The sequence below is a fragment of the Streptomyces griseoluteus genome, from assembly GCF_004784465.1.
GTDB lineage: Bacteria > Actinomycetota > Actinomycetes > Streptomycetales > Streptomycetaceae > Streptomyces > Streptomyces griseoluteus.
The window spans coordinates 221,438-236,491 of sequence record NZ_SRRU01000004.1 but is presented as its reverse complement, the minus strand read 5'-3'; the positions used below and the strand labels follow the sequence as shown (position 1 = coordinate 236,491).

At 71.0% G+C, this 15,054-nt stretch carries 15 protein-coding genes and 1 tRNA gene; 10 read left to right on the top strand and 6 right to left on the bottom strand.

What is annotated here, in order from left to right; all coding sequences use genetic code 11:
* The first annotated feature begins 130 nt into the window (after positions 1–130).
* The 5 genes from paaA to paaE are packed head-to-tail and all read left to right on the top strand — an operon-like array spanning position 131 to position 3,756.
* The gene (gene paaA / locus E5082_RS13000) at positions 131–1,150 is read left to right on the top strand and encodes a 1,2-phenylacetyl-CoA epoxidase subunit PaaA (RefSeq protein WP_135791400.1); all 1,020 of its coding nucleotides are present in this window, start codon (positions 131–133) and stop codon (positions 1,148–1,150) included.
* Positions 1,147–1,434: a 1,2-phenylacetyl-CoA epoxidase subunit PaaB gene (paaB, locus tag E5082_RS12995; protein ID WP_030805879.1), complete on the top strand. Its 288-nt coding sequence runs from the start codon at positions 1,147–1,149 to the stop codon at positions 1,432–1,434. The genes paaA and paaB overlap by 4 nt, the downstream gene beginning before the upstream one ends.
* Positions 1,431–2,150 (top strand): 1,2-phenylacetyl-CoA epoxidase subunit PaaC, encoded by a 720-nt coding sequence (paaC, locus tag E5082_RS12990; RefSeq protein ID WP_135791399.1) that lies wholly within the window; start codon positions 1,431–1,433, stop codon positions 2,148–2,150. Before paaB ends, paaC begins: the two co-directional genes overlap by 4 nt.
* Positions 2,144–2,692 (top strand): 1,2-phenylacetyl-CoA epoxidase subunit PaaD, encoded by a 549-nt coding sequence (gene paaD, locus E5082_RS12985; RefSeq protein WP_135791398.1) that lies wholly within the window; start codon positions 2,144–2,146, stop codon positions 2,690–2,692. Before paaC ends, paaD begins: the two co-directional genes overlap by 7 nt.
* Positions 2,692–3,756, top strand: coding sequence for a 1,2-phenylacetyl-CoA epoxidase subunit PaaE (gene paaE / locus E5082_RS12980; protein ID WP_135791397.1), 1,065 nt, complete (start codon positions 2,692–2,694; stop codon positions 3,754–3,756). The genes paaD and paaE overlap by 1 nt, the downstream gene beginning before the upstream one ends.
* A gap of 12 nt (positions 3,757–3,768) precedes the next feature.
* On the opposite strand, the gene E5082_RS12975 is transcribed toward paaE, so the two are convergent.
* From E5082_RS12975 to E5082_RS12945, 6 genes are all read right to left on the bottom strand, one after another.
* Positions 3,769–4,050, bottom strand: a complete 282-nt coding sequence (locus E5082_RS12975) for a hypothetical protein (protein ID WP_135791396.1) — start codon at positions 4,048–4,050, stop codon at positions 3,769–3,771.
* Positions 4,051–4,079: 29 nt separating this feature from the next.
* A complete protein-coding gene (locus E5082_RS12970) occupies positions 4,080–4,409 on the bottom strand; it encodes a rhodanese-like domain-containing protein (RefSeq protein ID WP_135787515.1) in 330 nt (109 codons plus the stop codon).
* A 60-nt stretch (positions 4,410–4,469) separates the two neighbouring features.
* The gene (locus tag E5082_RS12965; RefSeq protein ID WP_135791395.1) at positions 4,470–5,291 is read right to left on the bottom strand and encodes a J domain-containing protein; all 822 of its coding nucleotides are present in this window, start codon (positions 5,289–5,291) and stop codon (positions 4,470–4,472) included.
* 75 nt (positions 5,292–5,366) lie between these two features.
* A complete protein-coding gene (locus E5082_RS12960) occupies positions 5,367–5,837 on the bottom strand; it encodes a hypothetical protein (RefSeq protein ID WP_135791394.1) in 471 nt (156 codons plus the stop codon).
* A gap of 64 nt (positions 5,838–5,901) precedes the next feature.
* Complete coding sequence (locus tag E5082_RS12955; protein ID WP_135791393.1) at positions 5,902–7,329, bottom strand: DUF2252 domain-containing protein; 1,428 nt, start codon at positions 7,327–7,329, stop codon at positions 5,902–5,904.
* An 819-nt stretch (positions 7,330–8,148) separates the two neighbouring features.
* Positions 8,149–8,232, bottom strand: a tRNA-Leu gene (locus E5082_RS12945).
* A gap of 438 nt (positions 8,233–8,670) precedes the next feature.
* Between E5082_RS12945 and E5082_RS12940 the strand changes: the two genes are divergently transcribed.
* The 5 genes from E5082_RS12940 (at position 8,671) to E5082_RS12920 (ending at position 14,912) form a co-directional block, all read left to right on the top strand.
* Positions 8,671–9,525 (top strand): FhaA domain-containing protein, encoded by an 855-nt coding sequence (locus tag E5082_RS12940; protein WP_135791392.1) that lies wholly within the window; start codon positions 8,671–8,673, stop codon positions 9,523–9,525.
* 10 nt (positions 9,526–9,535) lie between these two features.
* Positions 9,536–10,072, top strand: a complete 537-nt coding sequence (locus E5082_RS12935; RefSeq protein ID WP_086693586.1) for an FHA domain-containing protein FhaB/FipA — start codon at positions 9,536–9,538, stop codon at positions 10,070–10,072.
* 141 nt (positions 10,073–10,213) lie between these two features.
* Entirely contained in the window at positions 10,214–11,767 is a 1,554-nt protein-coding gene (locus E5082_RS12930) for a Stp1/IreP family PP2C-type Ser/Thr phosphatase (protein ID WP_190045268.1), read from the top strand.
* Positions 11,768–11,794: 27 nt separating this feature from the next.
* Entirely contained in the window at positions 11,795–13,264 is a 1,470-nt protein-coding gene (locus tag E5082_RS12925) for an FtsW/RodA/SpoVE family cell cycle protein (RefSeq protein ID WP_135787231.1), read from the top strand.
* Between the two features lie 175 nt (positions 13,265–13,439).
* Positions 13,440–14,912, top strand: a complete 1,473-nt coding sequence (locus E5082_RS12920) for a peptidoglycan D,D-transpeptidase FtsI family protein (protein WP_135791391.1) — start codon at positions 13,440–13,442, stop codon at positions 14,910–14,912.
* Positions 14,913–15,054 lie beyond the last annotated feature (142 nt).

The window sequence follows — 15,054 nt, the reverse complement described above, 5'->3', positions numbered from 1 at the left end:
TCCACAGGCGCCCCACGGCGTTGTCCACAGCGGTTGACACCCGACGACGCCCCGGCACACCATTGACACGCACGAACCGAACGATCGGTCGGGGCGTGTTTCCGGCAGAGTCCTAGGTCAGGGGGACCGCATGGCCACAGCAGCCGCGCCTCGCACGGACCGCACACCCGCGGACGGCGCACCCGGCGCCACCGCGGACACCGCGGCACACCAGCACGCCTTCGACACGGCGGTGGCCGCCGAGGAGCGCATCGAGCCACGCGACTGGATGCCGGACGCCTACCGCGCCACCCTCGTCCGCCAGATCGCCCAGCACGCGCACTCCGAGATCATCGGCATGCAGCCCGAGGCGAACTGGATCACCCGCGCCCCCAGCCTGCGCCGCAAGGCGATCCTGATGGCCAAGGTCCAGGACGAGGCGGGCCACGGCCTCTATCTCTACAGCGCCGCCGAAACCCTCGGCACCAGCCGCGAGGAGCTGCTCGACAAGCTGCACAGCGGCCGCCAGAAATACTCCTCGATCTTCAACTACCCCACCCTGACCTGGGCCGACGTGGGCGCCATCGGCTGGCTGGTGGACGGCGCCGCCATCACCAACCAGGTCCCGCTGTGCCGCTGCTCCTACGGCCCGTACGCCCGCGCGATGGTCCGCATCTGCAAGGAGGAGTCCTTCCACCAGCGCCAGGGGTACGAGCTGCTGCTCGCCCTGAGCAAGGGCACCCCCGAGCAGCACGCCATGGCACAGGACGCGGTCGACCGCTGGTGGTGGCCCTCGCTGATGATGTTCGGCCCGCCCGACGACTCCTCCCAGCACTCGGCCCAGTCCATGGAGTGGAAGATCAAGCGCCATTCCAACGACGAGCTGCGCCAGCGCTTCGTCGACATCGCCGTCCCCCAGGCCGAGTCCCTCGGCCTCACCCTCCCCGACCCGGACCTCAAGTGGAACGAGGAGCGCGGGCACCACGACTTCGGCGCCATCGACTGGACCGAGTTCAAGGAAGTACTCAAGGGCAACGGCCCCTGCAACGAACAGCGCATCACCCAGCGCCGCCGCGCACACGACGAGGGCGCCTGGGTCAGGGAAGCGGCCGCCGCCCACGCGGCCAAACATGCCGGGAGCACCGGCCGGACAGGAGCGACGCGCGCATGACCCACACCGACTGGCCCCTGTGGGAGGTCTTCGTCCGCTCCCGCCGCGGCCTCTCCCACACCCACGCCGGCAGCCTGCACGCCCCCGACGCCGAGCTGGCCCTGCGCAACGCCCGTGACCTCTACACCCGGCGCGGCGAGGGCGTCTCCATATGGGTCGTCCCGGCCACCGCCGTCACCGCCTCCTCGCCCGACGAGAAGGACCCGTTCTTCGAGCCGTCCGCCGACAAGCCCTACCGGCACCCGACCTTCTACGAGATCCCGGAAGGGGTGAAGCACCTGTGACCGCCACCGTCCCCGCCACCGCAGCCCTGGCCCTCGGCGACGACGCCCTGGTGCTCTCCCACCGCCTCGGTGAGTGGGCCGGGCACGCCCCCGTGCTGGAGGAGGAGGTCGCCCTCGCCAACATCGCGCTCGACCTGCTCGGCCAGGCCCGCGTGCTGCTCTCCATGACCGGCGACGAGGACGAGCTGGCGTACCTCCGCGAGGAACGTGCGTTCCGCAACCTCCAGTTGGTGGAGCAGCCGAACGGCGACTTCGCGCACACCATCGCCCGGCAGCTCTACTTCTCCACCTACCAGCACCTTCTGTACGCCGAACTGGCCGCCCAGGAAGGCCCGTTCCAGCCGCTCGCCGGCAAGGCGGTCAAGGAGGTCGCCTATCACCGCGACCACGCTGAGCAGTGGACCCTGCGCCTCGGCGACGGCACCGGCCTCAGCCACGACCGGATGAGCCGGGCCTGCGACGCGCTGTGGCGCTTCACCGGCGAGATGTTCCAGCCGATCCCCGGCGTGGACATCGACTGGGCCGCCCTGGAGACGAGTTGGCTCGCCTCCGTCACGGACGTGCTCGGGCGCGCCACCCTGACCGTGCCCGAGGGTCCCCGCACGGGAGCGTGGGCGGCGGGTGCGGGCCGGCAGGGCCTGCACACCGAGTCCTTCGGGCGGATGCTCGCCGAGATGCAGCACCTGCACCGCAGTCATCCGGGGGCGTCATGGTGACCGCCACCGCGCTGGAGACCGAGCTGCTGGAGCTGGCCGGCTCCGTGCCCGACCCCGAACTCCCCGTGCTCACCCTGCACGAGCTGGGCGTCGTGCGCGCGGTCCACCTCACGGGCACCGGCGCGGTCGAGGTCGACCTCACCCCGACCTACACGGGCTGCCCGGCGGTGGAGACGATGCGCGCGGACATAGAGCAGGTCCTGCGCACCCACGGCATGCGAGAGGTCACCGTCCGCACGGTCCTCAGCCCCGCCTGGTCCACGGACGACATCACCCCCGAGGGCCGTCGCAAGCTCCAGCAGTCCGGCATAGCCCCACCGCGCACCCAGCACTCCGCGGGACCGGTCACCCTCACCCTCGGCCCGACCCGCACCGGGCACGCCGGAGAAGCGGAGACCGGGACGGCGCCGGAGGCCATCCGCTGCCCCCACTGCGACTCCGCCGACACCGAGCTGCTGAGCCGCTTCTCCTCCACGGCCTGCAAGGCGCTGCGCCGGTGCCTCGCCTGCCGTGAACCCTTCGACCACTTCAAGGAGCTGTGATGGCACGCTTCCACCGGCTCCGGGTGGCCGAGATCGACCGGCTGACCGACGACTCGGTCGCCGTCACCTTCGCCGTGCCGCCCGAGCTGCGCGAGGAGTACCGGCACAAGCCCGGCCAGCACCTCACCCTGCGCCGCCGCGTGGACGGTGGGGACATCCGCCGCACCTACTCCATCTGCTCCCCGGCCCCCGACCCGGCCGGGCCCGGCCCGAGCACGCTGCGGGTGGGGGTGCGGCTGGTCGACGGGGGCGCGTTCTCGACGTACGCGTTCAAGGAGATCGCTGCCGGGGACGAGCTGGAGGTGATGACCCCGGCCGGGCGCTTCACCCTGGACCCGGCGCCGGGTCTCTTCGCGGCCGTCGTCGGCGGCAGCGGCATCACCCCGGTGCTGTCGATCGCCGCCACGCTGCTGGCCCGTGAACCGGGCGCACGGTTCTGCCTGATCCGGGCCGACCGTACGGCCGCCTCGACCATGTTCCTGGAGGACGTGGCCGACCTGAAGGACCGTTACCCCGAGCGGTTCCAGTTGGTCACGGTGCTCTCCCGTGAGGAACAGCAGGCGGGCCTGCCCTCCGGCCGCCTCGACCGGGACCGGCTCACCGGCCTGCTGCCCGCGCTGCTGCCGGTGGACCAGGTGAAGGGCTGGTTCCTCTGCGGCCCCCACGGCCTGGTGGAGGACGCAGAACGGGCCCTGCGCGGCCTCGGCGTGGATCGCTCGGGCATCCACCAGGAGATCTTCCACGTGGACGGCGGCACCGCCCCGGCCACCACCGCCCCGGCGGCCGCCCACAGCACGGTCACCGCGCGCCTCGACGGCCGCGGCGGCAGTTGGCCGGCCCAGCAGGGCGAATCCCTCCTGGACACCGTCCTGCGCAACCGCCCCGACGCCCCCTACGCCTGCAAGGGCGGCGTCTGCGGCACCTGCCGCGCCTTCCTGGTCACCGGCGAAGTCCGCATGGACCGCAACTTCGCCCTCGAACCCGAGGAAACCGAAGCCGGCTACGTCCTCGCCTGCCAGTCCCACCCCATGACAGAGAGGGTGGAGGTGGACTTCGACCGGTGAACGGGCCGGGGGTCAGGCGTCGTGATGCGAGGCGGCGCCGTCCCACCAGGCGCGCAGGCGGGCGGCCATCGACTCCGTGCCCAGGAAGCGCGGATCGAGCCGGAAGTGGTGCGTCAGATCGTCGCGCAGGTACCCGGCGATCCGCGCCTGGTCCGCACCGGTCCGGAGCAGCAGGAACAGATGGCCGAGCATGCAGTCGTACTCGTCCTGCACGTCCTCGGCGACGTCGAGCGGGTCCCACTCGTTGAGCAGACGACGCAGGCCGTCCTCGTACGCCTCCGGCACGACTGTCATCGCCGGACCCCAGCTGCTGGCAGCACCTGCTAGATCACAACCCCGGCCTGCCCCGCATCCGTGACCACCGGGCGCCCCGCGGCCTCCCAGTGCTTCATGCCGCCGTCGACGTTCACCGCGTCGATGCCCTGCTGGACGAGGTACATGGTGACCTGGGCGGAGCGGCCGCCGGAGCGGCAGATGACGTTGACGCGGCCGTCCTGGGGGGCGGCCTCGGTCAGCTCGCCGTAGCGGGCGACGAACTCGCTGATCGGGATGTGCAGCGCCCCCTCGGCATGACCGGCCTGCCACTCGTCGTCCTCGCGGACGTCCAGCAGGAAATCGCCGTCCTTGAGGTCCGTGACCTCGACCGTGGGCACACCAGCTCCGAAACTCATGCCCCCGACGCTACCCGAAGCGCCGCATACGGCGCGGGGACCTCACTCCTGCGTCAGCAGCGCCGCGAGGTCGGACTCGCGGCGGGCGATGTCGCCGTGCAGCCGCTCGGCGATCTCGGTGAGGAGGCTGTCGGGGTCGTCCGGGGCGAGACGGAGCATGCCGGCGATGGCGCCGTTCTCCAGTTCCCGCGCGACCAGGGTGAGGAGTTCCTTGCGCTGGGCCAGCCACTCCAGGCGGGCGTACAGCTCGTCGCTGGGACTGGGCTGCCGCTCGGGCGGCACCGGGCCGGCGGCCCACTCCGCGGCGAGTTCCCGCAGCAGGGCCTCGTCACCGCGGGCGTAGGCCGCGTTGACGCGGGTGATGAACTCCTCGCGGCGGGTGCGCTCGGCGCTCTCCTGGGCGAGGTCGGGGTGGGCCTTGCGGGCGAGATCGCGGTAGAGCTTGCGGACCTCCTCGCTGGGCCGCACCCGCTGCGGCGGCCGCACCGGCTGATCGGTGAGCATGGCGGTGGCCTCGGGGAACAGCCCCTGGCCGTCCATCCAGCCGTGCAGCAGTTCCTCGACACCGGGGATGGGCGACAGGTTGGCGCGGGCCTCGGCGGCGCGCCGGATGTCCTCGGGGTCCTGGGTACGGGCGGCCCGCGCCTCGGCGATCGAGGCGTCCAGCTCCTCGATGCGGGCGTAGAGCGGGCCGAGCCGCTGTTCGTGCAGCCGGGCGAAGTTCTCGACCTCGACGCGGAAGGTCTCCACGGCGATCTCGAAGTCGATCAGCGCCTGCTCGGCGACCCGGACGGCCTTTTCCAGCCGTTCCTCGGGCCGCGGCGACTGGGACTGCTCGGTCTGCTCAGCTTCCGGGGTCGTCACCCGACCAGCCTAGGCCACGCCCACAAGGCCCTACCGCGACGGAACGGAACGACCGCCCCAACTCGCCGTCCCCGCCTAAGAACCCGTCTCCGGGCAGGCAGCCGGAACCCACTCGGCCACCAGATCCCGGCAGGCCACCACCAGCCGGCCGGGACGGCAGGCCACCTCATGAGTACAGCCACCCGGCAGCGGCAGGATCTCGTCCAGGATCACATCGCCCAGCGAGGCCGGATCGCACACGTCCAGCACATCCGACTGGAAGTCGGACACACCGGTGTAGCGGACCAGCAGGTCCTCCTCGTGCCGGAAGCAGTTGTGCCGGAAGCGGATCTCGACGTCACCGTCGGCCGTGCGGTTCACCCGCGTGGGCAGCAGGTCGCGGACGCACCGCTTCGCCTCCGGGTCGTAGTGCGCCGGGTCGGTGGCGAAGGCACGGGCGCCGGGCGGCAGTCCCGCGGCGATGCCGGGCAGCCGGGCAAGATAGGGGCGTGGGTCGGCGAGCAGGGGCTCCTCGCTCCCACCGCCGCGCAGTTCGACGTACTTCATCTCAGCACTCCGGGCACCCTCTTCCCCACCACGGCGGCCGCCCCTCTCGTCCCCGCATCCCCGCTCACAACCCTGTCTCGGCCGCGATCCGCCCGGAGCGCACCGCCTCCACCAGTCGCGCGTGGTCGGCCTCGGTGAGGTCGGCGTAGGCGGTGGCGAAGTCGGCCACGGCGTCGTCCAGTTCGTCGTTCTTGCCGCAGTACCCGGCGATGAGGCGGGGGTCGGCGTTGTGGGAGTGGGCGCGGGCCAGCAGGGCGCCGGTCATCCGGCCGTAGTCGTCCACCTGGTTCGGCGCGAGGGCCACGGGGTCGACGCTGCCCTTGCGGTTGCGGAACTGCCGTACCTGGTAGCCCCGTTCGTCGACGGTGGTCCAGCCCAGCAATATGTCACTGACCACCTGCATCCGCTTCTGCCCCAGCACCACGCGCCGACCCTCGTGCTCGGCGGGCGGCACCGGGAAGCCCGCGGTGGCCAGATGCGGGGCGAGCGCGGAGGGCCGGGCCTCCTTCACCTGGAGGACGAGCGGCTCACCGCGGTGGTCGAGGAGCAGCACGACATAGGACCGGGTGCCCACACTGCCGGTGCCGACGACGCGGAAGGCGACGTCCTGCACCGCGTACCGCGCGAGCAGCGGCAGCCGGTCCGCGCCCAGCGTCGACAGATACGGCTCCAGCGAGGCGGCGACAGCGGCGGCCTCGGCGTCCGGGACACGGCGCAGCACCGGGGGCGCGTCCACGAAGCGGCGCCCGCCGTCCTCGCACTCCTCGGTCGACCGGGCGGCGAAACGGCCGCTGGTGTTGGCCCGTGCCTTCACCGAGACCCGCTCCAGGGTGCCGAGCAGGTCATGGGCGTCGGTGTGGGAGACGAGTTCCTCGTCCGCGATGGCGTTCCAGGCGTCCAGCGCGGGCAGCCTGGCCAGCAGCCGCATGGTGCGCCGGTACGCGCCCACGGCGTCCCGCGCGGCCGCGTGACAGGTGTCCTCGTCGGCCCCCGCCTCGCGCCCGGCCAGCACCAGCGACGCGGCGAGCCGTTTCAGGTCCCATTCCCAGGGGCCGTGCACCGTCTCGTCGAAGTCGTTGAGGTCGATGACCAGGCCGCCGCGCGCGTCCCCGTAAAGGCCGAAGTTGGCCGCGTGGGCGTCGCCGCAGAGCTGGGTGCCTATGCCGGTCACCGGGGTGCGGGCCAGGTCGTACGCCATGAGGCCGGCCGAGCCGCGCAGGAAGGCGAAGGGGGAGGCGGCCATGCGGCCCACCCTTATCGGGGTCAGCTCGGGAAGGCGCCCGGCGTTGGACTCCTCGACCGCGGCCACCGCGTCCGGACGCGCGTCGTCCACCACGAGGTCCCGGTGGGCGGCACGGGGCACCTCGGCCCGCAGCGCCTTGCCCTGATGCTTGGCGGACCCGGCCGGCGGCCACTCGGCGAACCCACGCAGCCTCGGCACCCTGCCCACCGGCCTCACCTCGGCCGGCTCCGCCCCGACTCCGGCCACCACGACCGCCTCCCCCGCACCCCGAACGCCCCCGCACGAGCGTCTCGAACATCAACTCGTGCCGAAGGTACATGCGGTGGCCGAAACGCGTCAGACCCTGTGGACAACTCACCACTTGTGGACATCCACGGCGTCTTCCGCGCGCAGCACACGCCGCAGCACGGTGGCCACGCTCGGACCGGTCGCCGCCTTCTGATCGCCACATGCCTGCCCAAGCACCCTCCGCAGAAGAAGGAGACTCACTGCCGGCGCCACCGCCGGCCGCCGACTCCATAGATCAGACCGCCATGCCAGGGAAGGAGACGGCGAGGAAGCGGACCGTCAGCCGTTGCACGTCGCCCTCGCCGCCGCCCACAAGCAGCGTGTCCACCGGAGGGTTCGATGAGTCCGGAGAGCAGCTCGCATGAGAGGGGGACACCGAGCCCCAGCAGCGCCCGGCGGGCGGCGGCGGAGTACCGGGGGCGGACGGCCAGCCGGGTTCCTCCCACGCGCCGGGGCCCGGTACGCATCGCCGACGAGTCCGACCCGTACCGCAAGGGGATGCTGGTCATGGCCAGAGCGGCCCAGCGGGCGGAACGCGCCTGGCTGGAAGAGGCTCTCCGGGAACTCGACCCCCCGCCGACCCCATAACCCCGAGGCGGTCCGGCGCACATGCCCCCGACCTCCGGGCACTCTTCGCCAACTCCGTTGAAAGGGACGCCGACGAAGCCCCCACCTCCTGAGACCTTCCTCACAGAGGGCCGCCTCCAGGCCCAAGCCCCGAGCGACCCTGGAAACGCCGAAGTGGGCGGCATCTAAACGATGCCGCCCACTTGGGTGTTGTGCGCGAGGGGGGAGTTGAACCCCCACGCCCTTTCGGGCACTGGAACCTGAATCCAGCGCGTCTGCCTATTCCGCCACCCGCGCATTGGGTGTGTCTTCCGGTTCCGCCCTTGCGGGCTGGCCCCTTCCGACATGCAGAACATTAGCACGGCCCACGGGGTGGAATCACATCCCTTCCCCAGGCCCCCCACCAGGCCATCTGCCCCGCCGCGCCCGAGAACCGCACCGCACGGGCGCCCCGCCGGGACCTCCCGCAACCCCCGCCCCTGTGGACAAAGCTGTTCAGGTATCAACCTCGTACCGGTCCCGGCCATCTCATCCACAGGGGGACCGGACCGGACGCCGGGTGCGGGACACTGGACCGGGACCACCTCTACGATCCTCCTCCGAAGGAGTTCGAAGGGGGTCCGCTGGGGGAACCGGCTGATTGCCGGGCGCGTAGATACGATCAGTGAGCAGTACCGGCGAGGCTGCCGCGCCGAGCACGGCACGGCAGAACGGCAGCGACGGAGGAGGTGCCCCATGGGAGTCCTGAAGAAATTCGAGCAGCGTCTCGAAGGTCTGGTCAACGGCACCTTCGCCAAGGTGTTCAAGTCCGAGGTCCAGCCGGTGGAGATCGCCGGCGCGCTCCAGCGGGAGTGCGACAACAACGCGACGATCTGGAACCGCGACCGGACCGTCGTGCCCAACGACTTCATCGTGGAGCTGAGCACGCCCGACCACGAGCGGCTCAGCCCCTATTCCGGACAGCTCGGTGACGAGCTGGCCGGAATGGTGCGCGACTACGCCAAGCAGCAGCGCTACACCTTCATGGGGCCGATCAAGGTCACCCTGGAGAAGGCCCCCGACCTGGACACCGGTCTGTACCGGGTGCGCAGCCGCACCCTCGCCTCCTCCAGCAGCCAGGAGCCCCAGGCCCCGCACTCCGGCGGTCCGGGCCCCGCGGCACCCCATGCCCCCCAGGGCGGATACGGCTACCCGCCCGCCGGAGCCCCCCCGATGCCGTCCGCGCCGCCCCCCGGCGCCCGGCCCGGCGGCTACGGCTACCCCCAGCCCGCCACCCAGCGCCCCGCCGCCGCCCCGATGGGCGGCGCCGCGACCCGGTACTGGATCGAGGTCAACGGCACCCGCCACCAGATCTCCCGTCCGACACTCGTGATGGGCCGCAGCACCGAGGCGGACGTACGGATCGACGACCCCGGCGTCTCCCGCAGGCACTGCGAGATCCGCACCGGGACGCCCTCGACGATCCAGGACCTCGGGTCCACCAACGGCATCGTGGTGGACGGGCAGCACACCACCCGCGCTACGCTCCGCGACGGCTCGCGGATCGTCGTGGGCAGCACCACCGTTATCTATAGGCAAGCCGAAGGGTGAAGCGGGGGCAATGTCAGAGCTGACCCTCACGGTCATGCGGCTGGGTTTCCTGGCCGTACTGTGGCTGTTCGTGATCGTGGCCGTGCAGGTCATCCGCAGCGATCTGTTCGGTACGCGTGTCACACAGCGCGGAGCGCGCCGGGAGGCCCAGCGACCGCAGGCCGCCGCCCGGCAGCAGTCCGCGCCCCCGCAGCAGCGCGGCCAGCGCGGACAGCGGGCCCAGCAGAGCGGCGGTGGCCGCCAGCGGCGCAACGCGCCCAGCAAGCTCGTCGTCACCGAGGGCACCCTCGCGGGGACCACCGTGGCGCTCCAGGGCCAGACCATCACCCTGGGCCGCGCGCACGACTCCACGATCGTGCTGGACGACGACTACGCCTCTAGCAGGCATGCCAGGATCTACCCCGACCGCGACGGCCAGTGGATCGTGGAGGACCTCGGCTCCACCAACGGCACCTACCTGGACCGGTCCCGGCTGACGACCCCGACACCGGTCCCGCTGGGCGGGGCGATCCGCATCGGCAAGACCGTCATCGAGCTGCGGAAGTAGTGCTACACCAATGAATGAGCGCGAGCGGAGCGAGCACGCGGCGGCGGATCGCAATCCGGTCCCCGGCGCGCTCCCGACCGGAGGGTGGGCAGTGTGGCTCGACACGACCGGCTGTACCCGGAGCCGACTGGCGAGGTGCGCATGAGCCTGTCACTGCGCTTCGCCGCCGGATCGCACAAGGGCATGATCCGGGAGGGCAACGAGGACTCCGGTTACGCCGGTCCACGCCTGCTCGCCATCGCCGACGGCATGGGCGGCCAGGCCGCCGGTGAGGTCGCCTCCTCGGAGGTCATCTCCACCCTGGTCACGCTCGACGACGACGTGCCCGGCTCCGACATCCTCACCTCGCTCGGCACCGCCGTGCGCCGCGCCAACGAACAACTGCGCTCCATGGTCGAGGAGGACCCCCAGCTCGAAGGCATGGGGACCACCCTCACCGCGCTGCTGTGGACCGGCCAGCGGCTCGGCCTCGTGCACGTCGGCGACTCGCGCGCCTACCTGCTGCGCGACGGCATGCTCAGCCAGATCACCCAGGACCACACCTGGGTGCAGCGCCTGGTCGACGAGGGCCGGATCACCGAGGAGGAGGCGGACGCCCACCCGCAGCGCGCCCTGCTGATGCGCGCCCTGGGCAGCGGCGACCACGTCGAGCCCGACCTCTCCATCCGCGAGGTCCGCGCCGGCGACCGCTACCTGATCTGCTCGGACGGGCTCTCCGGCGTCGTCTCCCACCAGACGATGGAGGAGGCGCTCGCCAGCTACCAGGGCCCGCAGGAGACCGTGCAGGAGCTGATCCAGCTCGCGCTGCGCGGCGGCGGCCCCGACAACATCACGGTGATCGTCGCCGACGTGCTCGACCTGGAGACCGGCGACACCCTCGCCGGGCAGCTCTCCGACACCCCGGTCGTGGTCGGCGCCGTCGCCGAGAACCAGCACCACCTGAACCACGACAACGGCATCATGCAGACCCCGGCCGGCCGCGCCTCGCACCTCGGCCGCCAGGGCCGCAGGCAGTCCGGCGGCGGCCGGCACGGCGGGCCCTCCGGTGACACCGAGGAATACGCCCCCGAGGGAAGCTTCGGCGAGTACTCCGAGGAGGACTTCACCAAGCCCCGCAAGGGCCGGCGCTGGCTGAAGCGTTCCCTCTGGAGCGCGCTGGCCCTCGCGGTCATCGGCGGCGCCGTCTACGGCGGCTGGCGCTGGACCCAGACCCAGTACTACGTCGGGGCGAACGGCGAGCACGTCGCGGTCTACCGGGGCATCAGCCAGGACCTCGCCTGGGTCTCGCTGTCCAAGGTCGAGCAGGACCACCCCGAGATCGAACTCAAGTACCTGCCGTCGTACCAGCAGAAGCAGGTCAAGAACACGATCGTGGTGGCGGGCGGTCTGTCCCAGGCCCGCTCCAAGGTGCAGGCCCTCTCGGTGCAGGCGTCCGCCTGCCGCAAGCAGGCCGAGCGCACCGCCGCCGAGCGCGAGCAGCAGAACTCCAAGACGGGCCAGGGCGCGACCGGCGGCACCACCGGTGCCACCAAGACCGCCTTCACCAAGGCCAGCCCCTCGCCGGACCCCTCGGCCTCCGGGTCGAAGTCGCAGGCGTCGCCCTCGAAGTCCCCGACCGCGTCCGCCACTCCCCGGCCCGGCCCCAGCCTCTCCGAGGATGAGCAGAAGGTCGCCGATCAGTGCGGCAAGCAGTAGGCAAGCCGTGAGAGGCCCCGTCACACGATGAGCAGTACTACCAACACGCCGACGCACCACACGTCCACGATCGGCTCGATCGGTGCGCCGAGCCGCCGCAACACCGAGCTGGCCCTGCTGATCTTCGCCGTGGCCATCCCGGTGTTCGCCTACGCCAACGTCGGCCTGGCCCTCAACGACCAGGTCCCCGCGGGCCTGCTCGGCTACGGCCTGGGCCTCGGCCTGCTGGCGGGCGTCGCCCACCTCGCGGTCCGCAAGTTCGCGCCGTACGCCGACCCGCTGCTGCTGCCGCTGGCCACCCTGCTCAACGGGCTGGGCCTGGTGGCGATCTGGCGCCTGGACCAGTCCAAGCGGCTCCAGGCCATGCACGCGGCCGGCGACAAGGCGACCAACCAGTTGATCTACACGGCCCTGGGCATCGCGCTCTTCGTGGTCGTGCTGATCTTCCTCAAGGACCACCGCACGCTCCAGCGCTACACCTACATCTCCATGGTGGTCGCGCTGTTCCTGCTGCTGCTCCCTCTGGTCCCCGGCCTCGGCGCGGACGTCTACGGCGCCAAGATCTGGATCCAGATCGGCAGCTTCACCATCCAGCCCGGTGAGTTCGCCAAGATCGTGCTCGCGGTCTTCTTCGCCGGATACCTGATGGTCAAGCGGGACGCGCTCGCGCTGGCCAGCCGCCGCTTCATGGGTCTCTACCTGCCGCGCGGCCGCGACCTCGGCCCGATCCTGGTCGTCTGGTTCATCTCGATCCTGATCCTGGTCTTCGAGACCGACCTCGGCACCTCGCTGCTGTTCTTCGGCATGTTCGTGATCATGCTGTACGTGGCCACCGAGCGGACCAGCTGGATCGTCTTCGGTCTGCTGATGTCGGCGGCCGGCGCGGTGGGTGTCGCCAGCTTCGAGCCGCACGTCCAGACCCGTGTCCAGGCGTGGCTCGACCCGATGGGCGAGTTCAAGGCCAGCCGGTCCGGCATCCAGGACGGCATCATCCACTCCGAGCAGGCCATGCAGGCGCTGTGGGCGTTCGGCTCCGGCGGCACCCTGGGCACCGGCTGGGGCCAGGGCCACTCCGAGCTGATCGGCTTCGCCGCCAACTCCGACTTCATCCTCGCCACCTACGGCGAGGAGCTGGGTCTGGCCGGCATCATGGCGATCCTGCTGATCTACGGTCTGGTCGCCGAGCGCGGTGTGCGCACCGCGCTGGCCGCCCGCGACCCGTTCGGCAAGCTGCTCGCCATCGGCCTCTCCGGCGCGTTCGCCCTCCAGGTGTTCGTCGTCGCCGGCGGTGTGATGGGCCTCATCCCGCTCACCGGTATGACGATGCCCTTCCTCGCGTACGGCGGTTCGTCCGTCATCGCCAACTGGGCACTCATCGGCATTCTGATCCGCATCAGCGACACCGCCCGGCGTCCGGCACCCACCCCGGCCGCCAACCCCGACGCCGAGATGACGCAGATCGTGCGGCCCGGCACCACCGGGCCCGACCCGCAGTGAGCGCGACGGGCGGCGGGACCGTACCTCAGGGCGGGTCCCGTCGCCGGGCATCGGGGACGTCCTCGTCCACAGGCAGTGCCCCTAGACTGTGGGCGGCCAAGGACGGGGGCCAGCCCCAGCGACACCGAGAGACCGAAGCGACAGGCGCCCCTGTCAGCTCGTGGAAAGGCCGGACGTGAACAAGCCCCTGCGCCGCATCGCCATCTTCTGCGGACTGCTCGTGCTGGCCTTGCTGATCCGCGACAACTGGCTCCAGTACGTCCAGGCCGACAAGCTCCGCACCGCGAGCGACAACCGCCGCGTCGCCATCGAGCGCTACGCCGCCCCGCGCGGCGACATCATCGTGGACGGCGAGCCGATAACCGGTTCCGTGTTGACCAAGGCCGGCGACTACAAGTACAAGCGCACGTACAAGAACGGGCCCATGTGGGCGCCGGTCACCGGATACTCCTCCCAGGCGTTCGACAGCACCCAGCTCGAGAAGATCAACGACGGCATCCTCACCGGCAACGACGACCGGCTGTTCTTCCGCAACACCCTGGACATGCTGACCGGCAAGCCGAAGCAGGGTGGCAACGTCGTCACCACGCTCAACTCCGCCGCGCAGAAGGCCGCGTACTCCGGGCTGAAGAACCAGGGCGGCAAGGGCGCGGTGGTCGCGCTGGAGCCCGCCACCGGCAAGATCCTCGCGCTGGCCTCCTACCCCTCGTACGACCCGTCGTCCTTCGCGGGTTCCCGTGACAGCGACGCGGCGGCCTGGTCGAAGCTGCAGAAGAAGAGTGACGCCTCCGACCCGATGCTCAACCGGGCGCTGCGCGAGACCTACCCGCCCGGCTCGACCTTCAAGGTGGTCACCGCCGCCGCGGCGCTGGAGAACGGCAAGTACTCCTCGGCCGACCAGAAGACCGACAGCCCGCTGCCCTGGGTGATGCCCGGCACGCAGACCGAGCTGAAGAACGAGGGCAACATCCCTTGCAAGGACGCGACGATGCGGGTCGCGCTCCAGTACTCCTGCAACACCGTCTTCGGCAAGATCGGCGCCGACCTCGGCAACGACAAGATGCTGGCCGAGGCGAAGAAGTTCGGCTTCGACTCCGAGCAGTTCACGCCGATCCGCGCCAACGCCTCGGTGTTCGGCAAGAACATGAACGACTCCCAGACCGCGCTGTCCTCCATCGGCCAGTTCGACACCGCCGCCACCCCGCTGCAGATGGCCATGGTCGCCTCCGCGGTCGCCAACGACGGCAAGCTGATGAAGCCGTACATGGTCAGCTCCCTCCAGTCCAACCTGGACCCGGTGGAGCGGTTCGAGCCGGAGGAGATGAGCCAGCCGCTCTCTCCGAGCAACGCGCAGATCCTCCAGTCGATGATGGAGACCGTCGTCAAGGACGGCACCGGTAAAAACGCGCAGATCAACGGCGTGACGGTGGGCGGCAAGACGGGTACCGCGCAGCACGGCGTGGAGAACAGCGAGAACCCTTACGCGTGGTTCCTCTCCTACGCCAAGCTGCCCGACCACAGCTCGCCGGTGGCCGTGGCCGTGGTCATCGAGGACGACAACGCGGTCCGCGACGACATCTCCGGTGGCGGCCTGGCCGCCCCGATCGCGAAGAACGTCATGGAGGCGGTCATCAACTCCAAGAAGTGAACCCGCTCACGTGCCCTTCACATCGCCGCACGTTGCGATACCGGTCCGGTATCGGGTTATCGGCTTGGCCAGGTCACACAGAGCGAGCCGGGTACGGTAGGCCCGGACGGAAGCTCCGGCCGCGCACACCCGTGCCGGGCGG